The sequence below is a fragment of the Natrinema versiforme JCM 10478 genome (genome assembly GCF_000337195.1).
Taxonomy (GTDB): Archaea; Halobacteriota; Halobacteria; order Halobacteriales; family Natrialbaceae; genus Natrinema; species Natrinema versiforme.
In genome coordinates this window covers 1-19,046 of record NZ_AOID01000063.1, presented here as the reverse complement: position 1 = coordinate 19,046, position 19,046 = coordinate 1, and the positions used below count along the sequence as shown (strand labels likewise).

The following is a 19,046-nucleotide window of genomic DNA, read 5'->3' as shown; positions in this document are numbered from 1 at the left end:
GGCGACTCGAGCGGGTCCCGCGACACTGATAAGGCGCTCGCTCGTATCCCTCGGTATGACCTCGTCACGCGAACCGGATGCGTCTCTCGAGACGCGAGAGGCGATCATGGAGGCGACGTTCCGAGCACTCAGCAAGCACGGTTCGACGGACCTGCGCGTGCGGGATATCGGCGCGGAGTTCGACAAGAGCCGCACGCTCATCCACTACCACTTCGACGGGAAACACGATCTCATCTCCTCTTTTCTCGAGTACCTCGTCGAGCAGTACGAGGACCAACCCGACGTGGACGAAACGGCGGATCCGTGGGAGGCCTTACACGTCCGTATCGAACAGTGTCTTTTCGGGCCCGACCTCGGCGCGGAGTTCGATCACTGGGACCGCATGAAAGTCTATCACGAACTCTTCTCGCAGGCCCAGCACAACGATCGCCATCGCGAGGCGTTCAACGACCATTACGACGAAATTCGGGAGAACATCGCCCGGGTGCTTCGCATCGGTATCGAACAGGGCGACTTTCGTGACGTCGACGTCGCGGACATGGCACAGCTCATCACCGATGTCATCCACGCTGCACGAGCCAGGAAAATCTCCCTCGGCCACGACGACGCCCCGGAACAGGCCCTGCATGCGGTCGACGAGTTCGTTCTCCCCGCGCTTCGCCCGCAGCCCTCTTTAGACGACTGAGCGCGATCCTGCCCATTGCTTCGGTCGCCGGTCTCAGCCCACTCGTTGCGAACGACCTACTGTCTACTCGGTGAACCGGCACGGATTTCTCCGTTCCCGCTCCTTTTACGCGATTAGACCATTTGGTAAACCACGATGCCAGACGAGATACTACTCGACGATACGTGGGACGAACTGTACATCGACGGCGACTGGACCTCGAGCGAGAGCGGTGAAACGATCGCCGTAGAAGACCCGTCGACCCGCGACGTGATCACCGAGGTCGCCGCCGCGACCGAAGCGGATGTCGACGCCGCATACGAGGCCGCGGCCGAGGCACAAACGGAGTGGGCGGACCAACCGCCCGCGCGTCGGCAGGACGTTATCGAACAGTTTCAGCAGGCGATCCGCACTCACCGGGACGAAATCATCGACCTACTGGCGGCCGAAGTCGGCGGCTCGCGTATCATGGGCGAGACGTCGGTCCAGATCGCGTCCGATCACGCGAGCGAGGCCGCGACGCTCCCGCGCCGGATGAAAGGCGAACACGCCGCCTCTAACATCCCCGGGAAGGAAAACCTCGTCCAGCGCGAGGCCAAGGGCGTCGTCACGGTCATTTCGCCGTGGAACTTCCCGCTGAACCTCTCGATGCGGGCCGTCGCACCCGCCATCGCCGCCGGGAACAGCGTCGTCCTCAAACCCTCGACGAACTCCCCCATTACCGGCGGTCTCCTCTTCGCCAAACTCCTCGAGGAGACGGACCTTCCAGACGGCGTGGTGAACGTCGTCACGGGTCGCGGTTCCGACATCGGCGACCGCGTCGCCGGCCATCCCGAGAGCGACGTGGTCGCCTTTACCGGCTCGACCGAAGTCGGCCAGCACGTCGCCAGCCTCGCCGGAGAGAACCTCGCCGTCCCCGCGATGGAACTCGGGGGCAATAACGCTCACGTCGTCACCGCCGACGCCGATCTCGACCGCGCTCTCGACGGTGCGACGTTCGGGTCGTTCGTCCATCAGGGGCAGGTCTGTATCAGTATCAATCGCCATATCGTCCACGAGGACGTCTACGACGAGTACGTCGAGCGCTTGACCGAGCGCGCGGCAGCGCTCCCGGTCGGCAGCGCCCACGACGAGGACACGGTCGTCGGCCCCATCATCGACGAGGGCCAGCGCGACGAGATGCTCGGCTACGTCGAGGAGACCGTCGACGCCGGCGCGACCCNCATCATCGACGAGGGCCAGCGCGACGAGATGCTCGGCTACGTCGAGGAGACCGTCGACGCCGGCGCGACCCTCGAGACCGGCGGCAAAACCGTCCCCCTCGACGGGGTCGAGGACTCCCTCGTCGTCGCGCCGACCGTCCTCTCCGATGTCACGAACGACATGGCCGCCGCGTCCAACGAGCACTTCGGCCCGATCGCCCCAGTAATCCCGTTCTCGGATATCGACGAGGCCGTCGCCCTCGCGAACGACACGGAATTCGGCCTCTCGGGCGCGGTCCACGCCGGGGACCTTGAGGTCGCGAAGGATATCGCCGATCGGATGGAAACGGGCAACGTCCACATCAACGACCAGCCGATCAACGACGAGGCACACGTCCCCTTCAGCGGAATCGGGGCCTCCGGCATGGGGACATACAACAGCGACGCGTTCCTCCACGAAATTACCGAGACGAAGTGGATCTCGATCCAGCACGACGCTCGAGACTACCCGTTCTGATCGACGGCTGACAACCCCGCCGTCTCCGCGGGCCAGTCATCGCACTCGGCTGCGAAACCTGCTTTCAGCGCCAACCGAAGTCCTCTCGCGACTGCGACCGATCAGTACCCGGTTCCGAAAGAGGTATCGACCGCGGTCGCCTCCTCGAGTCCGTTGGCGAAGGCGATCGCGAAGTCGTCTATCGTAATGTCGCTGTCTCTCCTCGTCTGCGACGAGTTCCCCGCAGCGGTGCGATACTCCCCGGTTCGCTCGCCGGGTTCGATCATCTCAGCCGGCGCGAGGGATATCCACTCGAGGTCGTCGGCGTCGGTATCGCCCGTTCCGAACCGGATTCGATTGCGGGGTCGGTGGGATTGCGGGGGTCCGGTGGCGACGGGCCTCGAGAAAGAGAGTCGAAATCGATCGAATCGTCTCGGCTATCGTCGCCGGGACGCGGTTGCCGTTACTCTCGGTTCGCTCGTCGGAAGAAGGCGATCGCGGCACCGAGCAGCGTCAGGTTCTGGAGGAACGAGGTGAGTTCCTCGTCGCGCGATTCCGAATCGACGGCCCAGAAGTTGTGCATGACGGGCGTGACTCCCGCGAAGAACGTCGCGATGCTTCCCGCCGAGAGCTTCGGCGATTTCCAGAGGCCGACTCCGATGCTGCCGCCGAGCAAGAGTCCGCTCGAGGCCGGAACGAGCGTCTCCGCGAACGGAACGCCCTTGGCGTCGGCGTAGGCGATGCGCCCGTCGAGATCAGTTAGATTGCGAACCGCAAGTAGTGCAAGCCCACCCGCAAAGAGGAGTCGGCCGAACCGAGACGGCGTGCTATCGTCCGTGGTTTCAGACATCACTGTATTCGATGGTTCCCGCCGAGTTAACTCTTCTTTTCTCGAGGCAACTGTAACGATTTCTATTGCGAAGAAATGTTCACAATACCGGAAACCCATGCCGCGTTCCCTCGAGTCATGGGAACCATACCTACCGGCGAGACCGGTTTGGTGAGAGCGAGCTATTGGACCACCGGTTCGGAGCGGAATCAGCCATTTGGATTCCGCCGGTTACTGGAGCCCGCTTTCCCGGAGAATCCGCCGGCCTGACTCCACGAGTCGGTCGCGGTGTTTTCTCGCCGTCTCGTTATACAGGTCGCCGTTTCGTTTGACGATTTCGCCGTCGACGAGGACGGTATCGACGTTCGCGACGCCCGCTTGGAAGACGACCGTTTCGACCGGATCGTGGACCGGCGACGTGTTGATATCGTCCGTCCGAATAAGCGTGATATCCGCCCGCTTGCCCGGCGTTAGCGAACCGATCTCGTCCTCGAGGCCGAGCGCTCGGGCCCCGTCGATCGTCGCGAGCTCGAGTGCGCGGCTGGCGGGCAGGGAGACGGTTTCGATCTGTTCGTTTCGCTCGACGGTCGGCTGGTTGTCGAGCGCTCGTTGGACCTGTAGTGCCATCCGCGTCTGGGTGAACAGGTCGCCGCTCACGTTCGAAACGATATCGATACCGACCGACGGAATCCCGCCGCCGTCGATGGTCTCTCGGAGCGCCGGCATTCCCATGCCCATCTGCATCTCGACCTCGGGTGTGGTCGACACCGACCCGCCGGAGTCACCGATGAGACCGAATTCGTCTTCGGTGAGGCGGTTCGCGTGGACGTAATTGAGGTCGTCGCCGAGGAGATCCAGTTCGTCGAGCGTTTCCACGCCGCCCGGGCCGAGCGACCCGATGTGCATCGAAGCCGGAATTCCGAGTTCGCGAGCGAGTTCGATATCCTGCGTGACGACCTCGTCCGTCGAGTAGTCCGGGCCGCGGATCCCCATCGCCAGCGTGAGTCGCCCGTCGTCGGTGGGGAACCGGTCGCGGTGTAGTCGGCGAACGTCGTCCGGATGCGGCTCCGTGCTGTTCTCCCACCACGTCGCGCTGTCGTCGCCCGGCGGGCCGTGTGCGAACACCGCCCGGATACCGGCGTCCTCGAGGCCGTCTATCGCGCGGTTGGTGTGACCCGGCGAGTTCGCGATGTGGAACCAATCCAGGATCGTCGTCGTCCCGGCGTTGAGTTGCTCGACGGCACCGAAGAGGTTGCCCAGATACGCGTCGACGGGCCGGTAGTGACTGCTGATCTCGCCGAGCATGGTGTTCAGGTACTCGGAGAACGACCAGTTCCCCGCGATGCCGCGAACGCCGGCTTGCCACGTGTGGAGATGGGAATTGACGAATCCCGGAATGACGATCGCGTCGCCGGCGTCGATGACGTCGGCGTCCGAGCCATCGATGGACTGCTCGATCCGTTCGATCGTTCCATCCTCAACGAGAACGTCGCTATCGCGGCGGACGCCGATATCCGAATCGACGGGGACGATCGTCCCGTCTTTGATCACGATTCGACCGTTTGAGTCGCCGTCCGAATCGGTGGTCCCCGATTGACCGGCTGCTTTGGCGCTCCCGAGCGAAGCGAACGACAGTGCCGTCGCACTGCCGAGTTTGAGGTAGTTTCGCCTCGATACGTCGGAGCCGTCAGCGTCGCTCGTTCGTCTCATGGGCTCTACGGATCATCGTTCAGGGCGGGACGGAATAGGAGTTGATTCGGAACATACCAACACTCCTCGTCGATCGTTCATATCACGCTCCGCAAACAGCGCGGACCGCGTCCGTCACTCGTCGCCAGCGATCCCTGTGGATTCTTCCCGATCCGGCGGTTCGTTCGAGAGAAATGTCGTCGCGAGCCACGCTTCAGCGCGTGTCACGCGGTACTGGAGCGTCGAAATCGGAATTCCTTCGGCGTCGGCGATCTCCTGTAAGGAACACTGACGCGGCGTCTCGTAGTAGCCGTATTCGACGGCCAACTCGAGCGCTTCACGCTGTGCGTACGGCAGATTTACACCGGATACGCGGCCGGTCTGCCACGTCGGCGATTGCTCGAGTCGCTCGAACTCGAGCGTAAGTCCCTCGCGAAGGTGTTCCTCGAGGGCGTCGTAAATCGAACTCAGAGACGCCTCGTCATCCGCGAGGAGCCGCCATCTGTACTCGTTTCCGTACTGCTCGGCTCGACACAGGACACCATCACCGAGGTGCCCCGCCACGAGATACGGAATCGATCGGCAGCCGTCGCCTTCGGACTGTCGAGAATAGATGTGCCGACTCGTCGGCTCTCGAGCGAGGACTTCGTACGTCAAGTCGAGCCGACAGCCGCCCATTCCTTGGAGATTGGTACATCGTTCCAGTTTCTCGAGCCGTCGATCGTACGCCGCGAGGGCTTCTCGCGGCCCCGTCACTTCGTCGACTCTCCACATGGTATCGGTAGTTGCCTGACACGACACCGTTCGGGAATAGAGCCCGGACTGATCGATAAAGACGTCCATCAGCTCATCCGCTCCCCGCTCGTAGGTGACGGTAAAAGCGAACTCCTGCATGGACGGTCCTTCGGGCAGTATTCACATGAAGCCAGTGGTAGAATATGCGTCCGAAGGCATTCCCGACCATTCAGGTTGCTGCCTTTCTCGAGCGAGTACTGCTGTGGTTGCAGCTATCGGTGTTTCTCTCGACTGCGCAGATCGCGGACCGACTGCTGAAGTCCGTCATGGTACATATCGATATCAAACACTGTATTTTGGGACAAATGAAAAAGTTCATATACTAATATGTCTAGTTACGTCTTTAATATCGGAACCGATAGATAGCGGTCGGAGTCCACCGGTCTTCATCCAACAGGGTTCATATGTACGATCTGACTGAAACGTAAACAGCGATCTATCTTACGTTCAGTATACCGCTTATCGAGAACTATTCTGGACGCTATGGCGGCCTTTACGCATTTCTTGTGAGTATCGTTGTTATATTCGGTCTCGATTTGTTCGGTATCGCAACGCAGAATCGCTGCTGGGTAGTACAAGATCAGTCGTGTCCGTGCCGATGAACCGTCTCTAAAAATAGTATTATATTTGTACTCCCTCCAGAACCATAGATATTCAAACAATAGTGTCTTCATGTGTCTCTCTCGATAGGCTCGAAATCTATCCTCTCGAATACTCGATATAATTCGCGGATAGACCATCGGTCTGGTTCCCATAGGTGTTTTGAATAGTTCATGCATTACTATACCTGTCAGAGACCACAGCAGGCTCTCGACGGACAGACGCGGGTCAAAATAGTACAGCGAATCAGATACAAACGAGTCAAACGCGGGCCAGAAGACGTTCAGGTAGCCACTGGTCCCCCTACGAGTCACAGCGGTGAGCGTAGGCGACGAAAGACGGCGCTTACCGGTCGGCGCGGACGACGTGTGCTGGTGTTTCGTCGTCGAGGTAGTCCTCGAGTTGCGAGGCGATGATGCGGGGACCTCCGAGGACCGCGTCACGGGTCGAGCCGGCGACGTGTGGCGTCAGAACGACGCCCTCGAGGTCGAACAGCGGGTGACCCTCCGGGATCGGTTCCTCCTCGAATACGTCGAGGGCCGCGCCGGCGATACTCCCGCTCGAGACGGCGTCGACGAGGGCATCGGTGTCGACGAGGCCGCCGCGGGCGGTGTTGACGAGGTAGCCGTCGGTGTTCATCTGTTCGAACTCCTCGGGTCCGATCATCCCCTCGGTGTCCTCCGAGAGGCGGACGTGCAGCGTGACGGCGTCCGAGTCGCCGAGCAGCGTCTCGAGGGCGGCCGGCTCCGCGCCGGCCTCGCGGATGTCGTCGTCGTCGACGAAGGGGTCGTAGACGAGCAGTTCGGGGTCGAACCCGGCGAGCCGGCGAGCCACGCCGCGGCCGATGTGACCGAAGCCGACGATTCCGACGGTCGTCGTTCTGACGTCCGGCGGCAGCTGGTCGGGGTCGAAGACCTGATTCCACTCGCCGTCAGAGAGGTCGGCGTGGTTGAACGGGATCTCGCGGAGCCGCGAGAGCAGCATCGAAACCGCGTAATCCGCGACGGCGTCCCGGTTGCGGCCCGGCGCGTGTAAGGCCGTCACGTCGTTGTCGGCCGCCGCCTCGAGGTCGATGTTTTCGGTCCCGCCGCGAGCCGCGGCGACGAGCGAGAGGTCGGCACCCTCGATGAGTTCACGAGAGACCGGCGCTTTGTGTACGACGAGGGCGTCGACGCCATCGAGGTTCGCGGCGATCTCGTCGGTATCGTAGCTGCCCGGCCCGAGCGACTCCATGTCCATCGTGACGTTGCGGAACTCGGTCGGCGACGCGTCGCCGAGCCAGTCCATGCGGTCGAACGTCACGCCGTGTTCTTCTAACCCGCCGAGGGCTTCGTACATGTACTCGCTTGGCTGCTGTGGGTCCCCACAGAGTAGTACCTGCATCGAGCTATCGTTTTTCACCAAGCGTCTTGAGTGTTTCCCACGGTTGCTCCATCGCTTCGGACACCTGTGCGAACGTGTCGGTAAGTGTCTGATATCTCGTTTCGGTCTCCGGGTTCGGATCGTATCGTGCTGCGGTCCCGATCGTCCGCTCGACCGCCGTCTCGGCGTCGGGATAGACGCCCGCGGCGATGCCGCCACAGAGCGCTGCGCCGAGCGCGCCGGTCTCGCGCTCGGTCGGAATCGTCACCGGAAGCGTCGAGATGTCGGCGAACATCTGTGCCCACGCCTCGCTCTGTGCGCCGCCGCCGGTCAACCGAACGGACTCGAGTCCCGGCGTTATCGACTCGAGCGCGCTCGTCTGCGTGACGGCGATGCCCTCGTAAATCGCGCGAAGCATGTGTGCGCTCGTGTGCTCTAGCTGAAGCCCGTAGAACCCGCCGGTGCTGTTCGGGTTATCGGTCGATCCCTTGAGGAACGGGTGAAAGAGTAACCCGTCCGACCCGGGTGGCACGTCCGTCACTGCTTCCTCGTAGACGACGTACGGTGAGACGCCGCGCTCGTCGGCTTCGCGACGCCAGTCGCTACCGCAGTTCTCGACGAACCATTCGACGCAGGCCGCCCCGGATCTGATGCCCTTGTAGCGAAGCCATCCGTCCAAGTACCGCCGCGGGAGGCCGTCGTCGCCGTCGTCGGCCGACGCCAAGACGGCGACGCTCTGTCCCCACGTGCCGAGGATCTGGAGCCCGTTTCCGGGCTCGACCACGCCCGCACCCAACGTACAGGCGGCGACATCGTGGAGTCCCGTGGCGACCGGGGTGCCCGCCGGGAGGCCGGTCCGGGCTGCCGCCGTCTTCGTGACCGTCCCGCAGACGCCGGTACTCGAGTCGATCGGCGGGAGTGCGTCGAACGCCGCCTCAATGCCGAGGTCGGCGAACACCTGCTCGTCGTACTCGCCGCTCGGTCCGTAGAACACGCTCCCCTCCGACGGGTCCGTCGAGCGCTCGCCCGTGAGCCGGTAGGTGAGCACGTCTTTCGAGAACAACACCGTCTCGAGACGGTCGTACGTGCTCGGCTCGTGCTCGCGGAGCCACACGAGGAGGCTCAGCGGATCGGCACCGAACGGCGTCCAACCGAGTCGGTCGACGACTGAGTCACGGACTGTCTGGGGATACTCCTCGAAGGTATCGAGCGCGCGGTTGTCCGTGGACTTGATACCACAGACCGGCTCTCCGTCGGCGTCGAGCCCGTAGAGTCCATGTCCGTGGCCGGCGACGCCCACGCCCGCGATGGCGTCCGTTGGTACGGCCTCGTGCTCGAGGACCGCCGTGATCGTCTCACAGACGGCATCCCACAGGCGGTCGTGTTCTTGCTCGTCACGACCGCGAGCGGCCTCGACTGTGGGCGTTGCCCGCGACGCACTCGCGAGTTCGTCGCCCGCGTCGTCGAACGCCGTCACCGTGATGTTGGTGAGGCCGGCGTCGACACCGACGAGGACGGGACCCACGCCGCTCATGTGTCGGCGTGCATCGTCTTCCCGGCGCTTCGGGTCAGTTCACAGAGGTCGCGCATGACCGACGCGATGCGATTCCGGGCTTCCTCCGAGACGACGTGGGGGTGGAACGACGTCTTTTCGGGCTCCCAGTCGCTGTCCGCGAAGAACCCGTCTCGGTCGTCGACGACGCCCTCGGGCGGTCGAATCGCCTCCGCGTGTTCGTGGTAGAAGTCCGCGGCCGTCCGCGCGAACTCGTACTGGTACCGCGTGTTCTTGTTGAACTTACAGACCCCGGCCTCGAGCAGTTCCTCGATCCGTTCGTCCGAGAGTCCGGACGCGCCGTGGACGACGAGTGCGGTGTCGTGACCCGCGTCGACGAGCGCGTCGTTGATTTCGGCGGCCAGATCCGGACGGACGTCGAGGTCGCGGCCGGCGGCGACGCCGTGTTGGGTGCCGATCGACACCGCGAGGAGGTCACACCCGGTTCGGTCGACGAACTCGACGGCGGCCTCGGGGTCGGTATAGAACGCCTCGTCGGCGGGCGTATCGGTGCTGCCCTCGACGCCGGCTATCCGTCCGAGTTCGGCTTCGACGAGCACGTCCCCGTCGACTCGGTCGACGGCTTCGGCGGTCAACTCGACGTTCCGCTCGAACGATTTCGCGGAGGCGTCGACCATCACCGAGTCGGGAACCCCGGAGTCGACCGCCGCCTCGAGGAAGTCGAAGCTGTCCGGCAGGTGGATGTGATCGATGTTGCAGAACACGTCGATATCGTACCGTTCGGCGAACGTGTCGAGACACGCTCCGAAGACGCGGACGCCGAGCGCCGGATCGCCGTCGCCGAAGAAGGCCGCCTCCTCTTCGCCGAGTTGGACGACGAGATCCGAGTCGACGCTTGCGCTCCCCCGCAGGAGTCCGACGAGGATATCGAAGTGCGTGACGTTGCTCGCGAAGAACCCGTAGCTCCCGTCTCTGGCCTGTGCGTAACACTCGCGTAGCGTCGGTGCGGACTCGCGTGACATACCGGGTACATACCGGCGGGATCCCTTATCGTTACCGTTCGCACGACGCTCTCGAGGGCATGTCGTCTCGTCGTTGTCATCCGACTGGACACGGAATGGCCTTGATGATTCCATTTGGACTTTAGAGCCGTGTTTTTATTTCTGATTAGAGTGAGAGAGATCATGCTCGAGGTCGGAGAAATGAACACAGTTGTTCGAGAGCAACCGAATCGGTGGTCGCCTCGAGTCGCAGTCTCGTCTCTTTCTAACCACTGTTTGCTAGCCTTCAACTGCTATTTTACAAAACTATGGCAGTAAACAACTCTCGGAACATATCTGCTGTGTATCCATTAATTCAGCCAACTGATGCACAAAATGTCTGGTTCGATCACGATACCGACCCCGCCAGCGAAACACACCGTAAACGTATATCCCGACGGACCCGATTGGTCCCGTATGCTCCCGAAACAGCGACAACAGACGATCGTCGATCTGGTCAACGACCGGAACGGCTGTTCCGTCGACGAGTTAGCCGACGAGATCGGCGTCTCGGCGGCGACGATCCGTCGTGATCTCCGCGAGCTCGAGGACCGGAGTCTCATCGAACGGACCCACGGGGGTGCGACGCCGGTCGTCAGCCACGGGAAGCCCTACGAGAAACGGAAGGTGTACAACATCGACCAGAAGCGTGCGATCGCCGAGCGAGCGATCGACGAGATCCACGAGAAACAGGTCGTCTCCTTCGACAGCGGCTCGACGCTCATCGAGGTAGCAAAGCGTGTCCCGTCGGAGTTGTCGATCACGCCGGTCACTCGAATGCCCGCTATCGCGTCCGAACTCTCCGAACGGGGCCACGAGGTGTCCCTCACCGGCGGAACGTATCAGACAGAGAGTCACTCGTGTGTCGGGCCGTGGGCGGACGAACGCATTCAACAACTGAACGCGGATCTGCTCTTGTTGGGCACCGACGGAATCGACGAGGAGGGATTGACCGCCCAGGACATCCAGCAAGCACAGAGCAAGCGGACGTTGATCGCCAACGCGAAACGCATCGTCCTCGTCGCTGACCACTCGAAATTCGGGGACAAACACGCGTTTCAGTTCGCGTCCCACTCCTCGATCGATTCGCTCATCACCGACGCGGACGTCTCGCAGCCGATCCGCGACGAACTCGCCGCTGCTGGGGTCGAAATCGTCGACAACGCGGACTCGTGACAGCAGCGATGAGCCCTCATCGAGGGTGAATTCGAACGTGCAACTGTCGGTTCGCCCGGTCTTCAGTCCGCTGATCTGCTCGAAACGACGCCCTCTGTCCTTCTATCGGGTGTCTCGTCCGATCAGCCGCACCTCGAATTTGATATAGCATTATTTGATTTATGTAGTTTGCTGGCGACAGTCCCGCAATATCGCTTATCTTGTTTGTCTACACGAGACAAGTAGCTAAGCGATAGTATTATGTGACTATCAACTCTATCGAGACGTACGAAAATGCGGGTCTTAGAACACACCCAAACCGGAGGAAATGGCCTTCTCGAGCCGGTGAGCGCATGACCCAGCGGGAACGAATCAACTGGTCCCGGAAGTCACTCGATGAACTTCAGTCCTTTTGGAACACCCATATCGAACCGGACCTCGCTCGTGAGGGCCTCGATCTCGAGACGCGGCCGACCTACGAGGAGATCACCGACGCGGGGTATTCGGGGATCGCGCGGGCGCTGCGCGAACACCACGATCTCACGCTCTCGCAGTTCCTCGCGACGGTCGGCTATCCGGCCCCTAACGCCGGCGAAGACCAGGGGTACGAGTGGGGAATCGACGACGAGATGACGATCCGCGAGCTCGAGTTGTACCTGCATACCTACCTCGAGCGATCGGGCCACTCCGAGACGACGATCACGTCGAAACGGTCCCGGCTCGCGCGGTACGTCCGGACCTATGCTGACCTCCACGACGCCGCAAACATCGTCGAGCGCGTTCGGGAAGACGATATCCCCCGACGAGACGAAAAACAACGTGTTCGGACGGTCTACGACACCTTCGACGACGAACTCTCGAGTCCCGAATCGAAGTTCAAGCACGCGACGGACGTTCGCGTCTTCTATGACTGGCTCGAGACCGATCGCGACGCGGCGTATAATCCGGCGCTCGGTGCGCCCCAAGAGAACCGCTGGAAGGGACAGACCCCTGACGATGACGATCGCGACCCGCCCGCGCTCGATGCCGCAGACGTCCGGGCGATGGCCGATGCCTGCGAGTCGGCCGAGGATCGCTTGCTCGTTGTCGCGACGTGTGCATGGGGTCTTCGGCGCGGGGAGGTCGCCGCGCTCTCGGCGGATCAGTTCGAACCAGTAGACGAGAGCGGGACCGTCGATTTCGACGCCGAGGACCCGCGAATCGTCTTCGGTGACGGCCGAAAGAACGGTCCCGGACGCGTTTCGGTCCAGTACGGCCTCGAGACGTTAGCCGATCGGTGGGAACAACTCGCCGATCGCGACCGGTGGAACGGCTATCTCTTTCCGAGCACGGCCGCCGAAAGCGGACACCGTACTCCGAATACGATCACGTCCCGGTTCAAGTCTCTCGCAGCACGCGCTGGGGTAACGGTTCGCGGCGAGACGCCAACGCCGCAGTACGGGCGACGGTTCTGGTACCGAACGTACGACGACGCCGTGAAACGGCTCGCAGACCGGATCGAAGTGATTGCCGAGGAACAGGGCAGCGACGACGCCCACGTCGTCGTCACGAACTACCTTGGCGAGGAAGAAGCCCGAAAACGGCGGCGAGAGTTCATGCGCGAACAGTTGGCGGCGGCGTTCGAAGGCGAGTGACTCCTCACGGTTTTGACTCCGTTTGCTTTTCTCTCGAGTATCGGCCATCACCGGCTGGAACGCTCTCGAGCCGCTGGGCAGTCGAGTGTCGAACGATCGATCACCCCGCCCTGTAAATAAACTCCATGGCGCTACATAGAATCTCGGGCCGGAGCGACCGTTGACCTGGAGAGGCAGTCACTCCGTACTCTCCTCTCTCCTCCAGTATCAGGCGCTCGCAGTCCGAACGGAGATCGAACGTCGGGCTCCCGACGTTTAGTGCTCGTGACCGTCTTCCCCTTCGTGGCCGTCGTCGCTATGGTCGTGTACCGAATGGCGTTCCGTCGTGTCGGGTGTCAGCTCCGCGTCGCTCTCCGAGCGTAGTTTCGCCTCGAACTCCGCGGGGACGTGTGCAGTGAAGATCGAGTAATTCCCGCCGGATTCGACCTCGAGTTCGATCGTCGTTTCTCCCGAGTCCGCGAAATCGACGCGGTACAACGTATCGGACGACGGCTGTACGGTCTGGCCGTCGGTGACGGTGACGTCTGCCTCGCCGCGCTCGAAGAGGTCCGTTGCCGTCTCCCCGGCGTGGTAGAGGCCGTGATCGCCGTCGTCGTTCGCCGAGACAAACGCGAACTGCATATCGGGATCGGGACCGTTCTGATAGGTGTACGTGTACGTCCCCGAATCGAGGGCGTACAGTCCGCCCCACTCCCATGGTGGGTCCTCGTGTTCGTGGTCGTGCTCGCCACTCTTGGTGAGACTTCCCAGACAGCCGCTGCCGAGTACCGCCGTCGCTCCGATTGCACCGAGGCCGAACCGCCGTCTCGTTAGTGGCGTCATCATTATTTCCGGTCTCTCGCTACGATCCCAATAGGATTGCTATTCGAGCGGTATCTCTGCTCCATGATCGCCGCGGGTGACACCACGCCGCTCGTCGGTCACACCGTCTCCAAGCTCAACGGGTCCGCTCGAAAGCAATTCGATCGAGAATCGTCCCGATCAGCTCATAAACAGCCGTCTGCCGGCGTGTTCGTGGCGCATTCCCATGATCTCGGCCAGCGGCGCGAACGAGGCCATCGCCGCGACATCGTCGTCGACGTGGCGTTCACAGACCGCCGTTATCTCCGACTCCAGGGCCTCGAGCACCGACTGGATCTCGGTGTGGCCAAAGCGACCGAGTCGCTGTGCGGCCCCGAGCAGTCCCGTCACGAACGAGTGTGCGTGTGCAAGACAGGACTCGAGTCGCGAGAGTCCCCGCGCCGCGGTGACGACACCGAAGACGACCGGATAGTGGCCCGGCGTCTCGTCGGCCTCGATCGCGGCGGCGAAATCGGCCACGATGTCGCCCCCGTCGGTCGCCGGTGTGGAGGAGTTGTCTTGCACGTGCTGGGTTCCGCTCGCGTTCGAATCTCTCGAACTCGAGTCCGACTCCAGCAGCTCACAGAGCTTCGCACCCGCTTTCGTCGAACTCTCGCGGAACTCCCGGGGCATCGTTACCGCGTGCAGTCGTTCGTCGACGGCCAGCAACCGCTCGAGGTCGCCGGCGGCGCTCGCGGCGTGTGCGTTCGACAGCGCCACGGTCTCGCACGGGCCGACCACGCGCTGCAGGTAGGCCGTGATCAGTTCCCGCAGATCGTCGCCGTCCTCGATCCGGTCTTCGTTGAGGTACTGCTCGAGCCCGTAGGAGGCGGTGTAGCCGCCGACGGGGAGAAACGAGTCCGAGAGTCGGAGCGCCGTCAGAAACGCAGTCGGCTCAGTGGTCATGGCTGTGGTCGTGGTCCGCGCCGTGGCTGTGAGTGTGGTCCGTACCGTGGCCATGCTCGTGGTCTGCACCATGACTGTGAGCGTGATCTGCGTCGTGACCGTGCTCATGTTCATGATCGACGCCGTGGGAGTGATCGGGATCACCGCCCGAATTGGACCCCTCGTCGTCGATATCTGTCACGAACAGGTCGGCCTCGACCGTCGTTTCCCGACGTTCGGCGTCGGGGACGACATCGGCGACGACGCGCTCGACGATATGGCGGTCGGCCTCGAGCGGGACGTAGACGGTCCCGTCCTCGACGGCGAGATCCCAGTGCTGGTTCCCGACGCGGTGGCCGAGTTCGACCGCTGCCGCGAGCGCCTCGTCCGTCGGATCGGGCAGCGAGATCGCGATGGCGTCGAGCGGTTCGAACGCGACGACGATCAGCCGATCGTCATCGACGAGCAAGACGTCGCCGGCCGACACCGCGGGGTTGTCGACGATGACGCCGATGTCCGTTCCCGCGTCGGTCGTCGCCCGGAACCGCGATCGGCGGCGGTTCTCGGCGTCGATCACGACGCGCTCGACGGCGTCGCGGTCCGCGTACTCCGCACGCAGCGCTGCGAGATCGTCGTCGGCGTGGACGTTCCCGACGATACCATCGATTCGCTCCATCAGTATCGCCGGTCGGCGGGTATGCCGACCCCCAGTATCGCCTGTCTCGTTTCGTCCCACGCGCCGCGCAGCGTCTCGGTCACGTCGGCTTGCCGGTGGCCGAGGAGCCGAACGATCACCCCGGCGTCGTACGGCAGCCTCGAGACGCCGACGTGGACGCCGTCGCGGTCCGCGATCCGGTCGTGCACGGCCTCGGTCAGTGACTTGAGGTCCGGGTGCCGGATCGATCCGTTTGATTCGTCGGCCGTGGCTGCACCGTCGCCGTCTTCCCGCTCGGCACTCGGAGCGAAGACGTACAGCGTCCCGACGACGCCGTACTCGCCGACGCTGGCCGGGTCCCGCGGATCGCGCTCGTCGGGGCGCAGATCGACGGCGTCGGCACAGACCAATCGCCCGTCGCATTCGGCTTCGACGCGCGCGTGATAGTGGTCGAACCCGAACGGCTCGTGGTCGGTCAGCCCGTCCGGGACGAGTACGTCGGCGACGACGACGACCGCGTCGGTCGCGAGGTCGACGGCCACCGTCTGGAGACAACGCGCGTTTTCGTTGACGATCGTCGATCCCGGCACGTACTCGAGGTAGCTGCCCGACTCGGCTCGGAGCGACGTCTCGAGGTGGGCGTAGTTGGCGGCCATGCTGTGGACCTTCGTCGCGCTCTGGGTGGTGGCGTGTGCGCGGGCACCGGGCTTGGTCTCGATTGCCATCCGATGGCGGTCGCCCTGCGCGACGCCGCCGGTCGGCTCCTGTGCGACCAGCGTCGCGAGCCCGGGTGCCGGATCGGTGTCGAGGGTCCCGGTCAGGTGGTAGGGGACTTTCACGCGGTCCCGGATCATGCGGGTCGGTCCATCGCCGCTGCGGGCGAAGGTCGCCTCGAGCAGCCCGTTCTTGCCGGGGCCGCCGGCGGGAGCCTGCGCGAGCGATTCGTCGGCGTAGGCCTCGAAGGCGGGCGGTAGCCGCGCCGGGTCCGCGCCGGGGCTCGCTCGCCCGGCGCTCACGCGAACAACACCTCCCGCTCGACGTGCTTGAGGACGCCGTCGACTCCCTCGCCGTCCTTGCAGTTGGTGAAGACGAAGGGGTCCTCTCCGCGGACGGTCGCGGCGTCGTCCTCGATCACGTCCAGATCGACGTCGACGTGGGGCGCGAGGTCGGTTTTGTTGACGACCAGCAGGTCGGCTTGGGTGACGCCGGGGCCGCGCTTGCGCGGAATGTCCTCGCCTTCGGCGACCGAGATGACGAACAGGAAGTAATCGGCGAGTTCGGGGTTAAACGTCGCGGCGAGGTTGTCGCCGCCGCTCTCGATTAGCACCACGTCCAGTTCGGGGTGGCGCTCGGTGAACTCGTCGATGGCCGCGAGGTTCATCGACGGATCCTCGCGGATGCCCGTGTGGGGACAGGCCCCGGTTTCGACGCCCTCGACCAGATCCGCGGGCAGCAGGTCGGCGAAGGACTCGCGGAAGACGTCGGCGTCCTCTTGGGTCATGATGTCGTTGGCGATGACGCCGACCTCGTAGTCGCGCTCGACGAGTTCGGGGACGAGCCGACGGACCAGCGCCGTCTTCCCCGACCCGACGGGGCCGCCGAGGCCGACCTTCGCGACGTCGCGGTACCCCATTATTCGATCTCCCCCTCGAGGTCCTCGCCGGGGTCCGGATCGACGGTCTCGAGTTGGTCGTGGCTGTCGGCCCGGATCGGATCGTGGACGGTGACGAGCTTGGTGCCGTCGGGGAAGACGGGCTCGATCTGGATCATATCGACCATCTCGGGGACGCCGTCCATGACGTCCTCGCGGGTGAGCAGTTGGGTCGCTTCCGAGCGGATCTGCGAGACGGACTTCCCTTCACGGGCGGCCTCGCAGGCCCAGTCGGAGATGTACGCGACCGTCTCGGGGTGGTTGAGCTTCACGCCCCGTTCCTTGCGTCGGCGCGCGAGTTCGGCGGCCATGAAGACCGTCAACCGTTCCATCTCCTTCGGCGAGAGGTTCATTCCCATCGGCGCACCTCCGTCGGTCCGCTCGGCCGGCCTCGCCGACTCGAGACGGCTGGTCGCGTCGTCGGTACTACCGCAATCGCTGTCGTGGATGTCCGTGTGGAGCTGTCGATCATGAGTTCAGAGCAGGTATCGCTGGGCGAGGGGCACTTCCTCGGCCGGATCGCAGGTGACGTGTTCGCCGTCGACTTCGACCTCGAACGTCTGGGCGTCGATCTCGATGTCGTCCGGGCAGTGGTCGTTGTGGAGCATGTCCGATTTCCGGACCGACCGCGTCCCGCTAACGGGCCGGACCGGCGTTTTCAGGTCGTAGGCCTCGCCCACGTCGTTTTCGGAGGCCGCCTCGCTGACGAACGACACTGACAGGCCCTGTTTCGCTCGTCCCTGTGCTCCGGCGCGTTCGCGGCCGATAACGGGTTCGCACGTCATCAGCGAGCCGTTTGCCTCGCCCATCTGCGACCAGACCGGGAAGCCGCCTTTGATGACCGCCTTCGGCTTGACCCCGAAGAATTCCGGCTGCCACAGCGCGATGTCCGCCAGCTTGCCCGACTCGAGCGAGCCGACGTAGTCGTCGATTCCCGCGGTGATCGCGGGGTTGATCGTGTACTTCGCGACGTAGCGCTTGATTCGGGCGTTGTCGGCCTCGGTGCCCTCGTCCGCCTCGAGCGGGCCGCGCTGGGCCTTCATCTTGTGGGCGGTCTGCCAGGTGCGGCTGACGACCTCGGCCATCCGCCCCATCGCCTGCGAGTCGGAGGTCATCATCGAGATCGCGCCGGTGTCGTGGAGGACGTCCTCCGCGCCGATCGTCTCCGCGCGGATGCGGGACTCCGCGAAGGCGACGTCTTCCGGAATGTCGGGATCGAGGTGGTGACAGACCATTACCATATCCAGGTGCTCGTCGAACGTGTTCTCGGTGTAGGGCATCGAGGGGTTCGTCGACGACGGCAGCATGTGCTCGTGGCCGATCAACTCGAGCACGTCGGGAGCGTGGCCCCCGCCCGCACCTTCGATGTGGAAGGTGTGGATCGCGCGGCCGTCGATGGCGTCGAAGGTGTGCTCGACGAAGCCCGACTCGTTTAACGTGTCCGTGTGGATACAGACCTGGACGTCCTCGTCCTCGGCGATCTCGAGACAGGTGTCGATCGCGGCGGGGGTCGAGCCCCAGTCCTCGTGGAGCTTGAGCCCTGCCACGCCCGCTTCGATCTGCTCGCGGAGTGCGTCGGGTCTGCTGCTGTTGCCCTTCCCGTAGAAGCCGACGTTGACCGGCCAGTCTTCGGCGGCCTGCAGGAACCGTTTGACGTTCTCCGGGCCGGGCGTACAGGTCGTCGCGCCGCCGCCGAAGCCGCCGCCGAGCATCGTCGTCACACCCGAGGCGAGGGCGTGTTCGACCAGTTGCGGGCTGTTGAAGTGGACGTGAATGTCGAGCGCGCCGGGCGTCGCGATCAGGCCATCGGCGGGAATCGTGTCCGTACTCGGGCCGATCACCATGTCGACGCCGTCCATCGTATCGGGGTTGCCCGCCTTGCCGACGCCGACGATCTTTCCGTTTCGAACGCCGATATCGCCCTTCCGAACGCCCAACACGGGGTCGATGATCACGACGTTCGTAAAGGCCCAGTCGAGTGCCCCGTCGGCCTGGGTCGTCCCCGACCTGTCTCTTATACACATCTCTGAGCGGGC

General features: G+C 63.6%; 18 protein-coding genes. 4 read left to right on the top strand and 14 right to left on the bottom strand.

Going from position 1 to position 19,046, the window contains the following annotated elements; all coding sequences use genetic code 11:
- The first annotated feature begins 55 nt into the window (after nt 1–55).
- Nucleotides 56–685 (top strand): TetR/AcrR family transcriptional regulator, encoded by a 630-nt coding sequence (locus C489_RS19285; protein WP_006433055.1) that lies wholly within the window; start codon nt 56–58, stop codon nt 683–685.
- A 135-nt stretch (nt 686–820) separates the two neighbouring features.
- Complete coding sequence (locus C489_RS19280) at nt 821–2,383, top strand: aldehyde dehydrogenase family protein (RefSeq protein WP_006433054.1); 1,563 nt, start codon at nt 821–823, stop codon at nt 2,381–2,383.
- 101 nt (nt 2,384–2,484) lie between these two features.
- Here C489_RS19280 and C489_RS21970 read toward each other — a convergent pair whose 3' ends face one another.
- From C489_RS21970 to fba, 7 genes are all read right to left on the bottom strand, one after another.
- Nucleotides 2,485–2,649, bottom strand: coding sequence for an NAD(P)-dependent oxidoreductase (locus C489_RS21970; RefSeq protein ID WP_006433053.1), 165 nt, complete (start codon nt 2,647–2,649; stop codon nt 2,485–2,487).
- Nucleotides 2,650–2,825: 176 nt separating this feature from the next.
- Entirely contained in the window at nt 2,826–3,212 is a 387-nt protein-coding gene (locus tag C489_RS19275; RefSeq protein ID WP_006433052.1) for a hypothetical protein, read from the bottom strand.
- A gap of 210 nt (nt 3,213–3,422) precedes the next feature.
- Nucleotides 3,423–4,901, bottom strand: coding sequence for an amidohydrolase family protein (locus tag C489_RS19270; RefSeq protein ID WP_006433051.1), 1,479 nt, complete (start codon nt 4,899–4,901; stop codon nt 3,423–3,425).
- 114 nt (nt 4,902–5,015) lie between these two features.
- Nucleotides 5,016–5,774, bottom strand: coding sequence for a helix-turn-helix domain-containing protein (locus C489_RS19265; RefSeq protein ID WP_006433050.1), 759 nt, complete (start codon nt 5,772–5,774; stop codon nt 5,016–5,018).
- A gap of 846 nt (nt 5,775–6,620) precedes the next feature.
- A complete protein-coding gene (locus C489_RS19255; protein ID WP_049891124.1) occupies nt 6,621–7,658 on the bottom strand; it encodes a 2-hydroxyacid dehydrogenase in 1,038 nt (345 codons plus the stop codon).
- 4 nt (nt 7,659–7,662) lie between these two features.
- Nucleotides 7,663–9,171: an FGGY-family carbohydrate kinase gene (locus C489_RS19250; protein WP_006433047.1), complete on the bottom strand. Its 1,509-nt coding sequence runs from the start codon at nt 9,169–9,171 to the stop codon at nt 7,663–7,665.
- Nucleotides 9,168–10,172 carry a class II fructose-bisphosphate aldolase gene (gene fba / locus C489_RS19245; protein ID WP_006433046.1) on the bottom strand — a complete coding sequence of 335 codons (1,005 nt, stop codon included), beginning with the start codon at nt 10,170–10,172 and terminating at the stop codon, nt 9,168–9,170. Before fba ends, C489_RS19250 begins: the two co-directional genes overlap by 4 nt.
- A gap of 435 nt (nt 10,173–10,607) precedes the next feature.
- Here fba and glpR point away from each other — a divergent pair, with 435 nt between their 5' ends.
- A complete protein-coding gene (gene glpR, locus C489_RS19240) occupies nt 10,608–11,366 on the top strand; it encodes an HTH-type transcriptional regulator GlpR (protein WP_006433045.1) in 759 nt (252 codons plus the stop codon).
- A gap of 332 nt (nt 11,367–11,698) precedes the next feature.
- On the top strand, nt 11,699–12,979 hold the full coding sequence (locus C489_RS19235; protein WP_006433044.1) for a tyrosine-type recombinase/integrase: 1,281 nt from the start codon (nt 11,699–11,701) through the stop codon (nt 12,977–12,979).
- 255 nt (nt 12,980–13,234) lie between these two features.
- Here C489_RS19235 and C489_RS19230 read toward each other — a convergent pair whose 3' ends face one another.
- The 7 genes from C489_RS19230 to ureC form a co-directional block, all read right to left on the bottom strand.
- Entirely contained in the window at nt 13,235–13,804 is a 570-nt protein-coding gene (locus C489_RS19230) for a hypothetical protein (RefSeq protein ID WP_006433043.1), read from the bottom strand.
- A gap of 156 nt (nt 13,805–13,960) precedes the next feature.
- Nucleotides 13,961–14,725 (bottom strand): urease accessory protein UreF, encoded by a 765-nt coding sequence (locus C489_RS19225; protein ID WP_006433042.1) that lies wholly within the window; start codon nt 14,723–14,725, stop codon nt 13,961–13,963.
- Nucleotides 14,715–15,380, bottom strand: coding sequence for an urease accessory protein UreE (ureE, locus tag C489_RS19220; RefSeq protein WP_006433041.1), 666 nt, complete (start codon nt 15,378–15,380; stop codon nt 14,715–14,717). Before ureE ends, C489_RS19225 begins: the two co-directional genes overlap by 11 nt.
- Nucleotides 15,380–16,375: an urease accessory protein UreD gene (locus C489_RS19215; RefSeq protein ID WP_006433040.1), complete on the bottom strand. Its 996-nt coding sequence runs from the start codon at nt 16,373–16,375 to the stop codon at nt 15,380–15,382. Before C489_RS19215 ends, ureE begins: the two co-directional genes overlap by 1 nt.
- On the bottom strand, nt 16,372–16,992 hold the full coding sequence (gene ureG / locus C489_RS19210) for an urease accessory protein UreG (protein ID WP_006433039.1): 621 nt from the start codon (nt 16,990–16,992) through the stop codon (nt 16,372–16,374). The genes C489_RS19215 and ureG overlap by 4 nt, the downstream gene beginning before the upstream one ends.
- Nucleotides 16,992–17,369, bottom strand: coding sequence for an urease subunit gamma (locus C489_RS19205; protein WP_006433038.1), 378 nt, complete (start codon nt 17,367–17,369; stop codon nt 16,992–16,994). The genes ureG and C489_RS19205 overlap by 1 nt, the downstream gene beginning before the upstream one ends.
- A gap of 117 nt (nt 17,370–17,486) precedes the next feature.
- Complete coding sequence (gene ureC / locus C489_RS19200) at nt 17,487–19,034, bottom strand: urease subunit alpha (protein ID WP_083902858.1); 1,548 nt, start codon at nt 19,032–19,034, stop codon at nt 17,487–17,489.
- Nucleotides 19,035–19,046: the final 12 nt, after the last annotated feature.

Coding starts and splice junctions, on each gene's coding strand:
- C489_RS19285 (WP_006433055.1), top strand. CDS start 56: ATGACCTCGTCACGCGAACCGGATGCGTCTCTCGAGACGCGAGAGGCG.
- C489_RS21970 (WP_006433053.1), bottom strand. CDS start 2,649: ATGATCGAACCCGGCGAGCGAACCGGGGAGTATCGCACCGCTGCGGGG.
- C489_RS19275 (WP_006433052.1), bottom strand. CDS start 3,212: ATGTCTGAAACCACGGACGATAGCACGCCGTCTCGGTTCGGCCGACTC.
- C489_RS19270 (WP_006433051.1), bottom strand. CDS start 4,901: ATGAGACGAACGAGCGACGCTGACGGCTCCGACGTATCGAGGCGAAAC.
- C489_RS19265 (WP_006433050.1), bottom strand. CDS start 5,774: ATGCAGGAGTTCGCTTTTACCGTCACCTACGAGCGGGGAGCGGATGAG.
- C489_RS19255 (WP_049891124.1), bottom strand. CDS start 7,658: ATGCAGGTACTACTCTGTGGGGACCCACAGCAGCCAAGCGAGTACATG.
- C489_RS19250 (WP_006433047.1), bottom strand. CDS start 9,171: ATGAGCGGCGTGGGTCCCGTCCTCGTCGGTGTCGACGCCGGCCTCACC.
- fba (WP_006433046.1), bottom strand. CDS start 10,172: ATGTCACGCGAGTCCGCACCGACGCTACGCGAGTGTTACGCACAGGCC.
- glpR (WP_006433045.1), top strand. CDS start 10,608: ATGCTCCCGAAACAGCGACAACAGACGATCGTCGATCTGGTCAACGAC.
- C489_RS19235 (WP_006433044.1), top strand. CDS start 11,699: ATGACCCAGCGGGAACGAATCAACTGGTCCCGGAAGTCACTCGATGAA.
- C489_RS19230 (WP_006433043.1), bottom strand. CDS start 13,804: ATGATGACGCCACTAACGAGACGGCGGTTCGGCCTCGGTGCAATCGGA.
- C489_RS19225 (WP_006433042.1), bottom strand. CDS start 14,725: ATGACCACTGAGCCGACTGCGTTTCTGACGGCGCTCCGACTCTCGGAC.
- ureE (WP_006433041.1), bottom strand. CDS start 15,380: ATGGAGCGAATCGATGGTATCGTCGGGAACGTCCACGCCGACGACGAT.
- ureG (WP_006433039.1), bottom strand. CDS start 16,992: ATGGGGTACCGCGACGTCGCGAAGGTCGGCCTCGGCGGCCCCGTCGGG.
- C489_RS19205 (WP_006433038.1), bottom strand. CDS start 17,369: ATGGGAATGAACCTCTCGCCGAAGGAGATGGAACGGTTGACGGTCTTC.
- ureC (WP_083902858.1), bottom strand. CDS start 19,034: ATGTGTATAAGAGACAGGTCGGGGACGACCCAGGCCGACGGGGCACTC.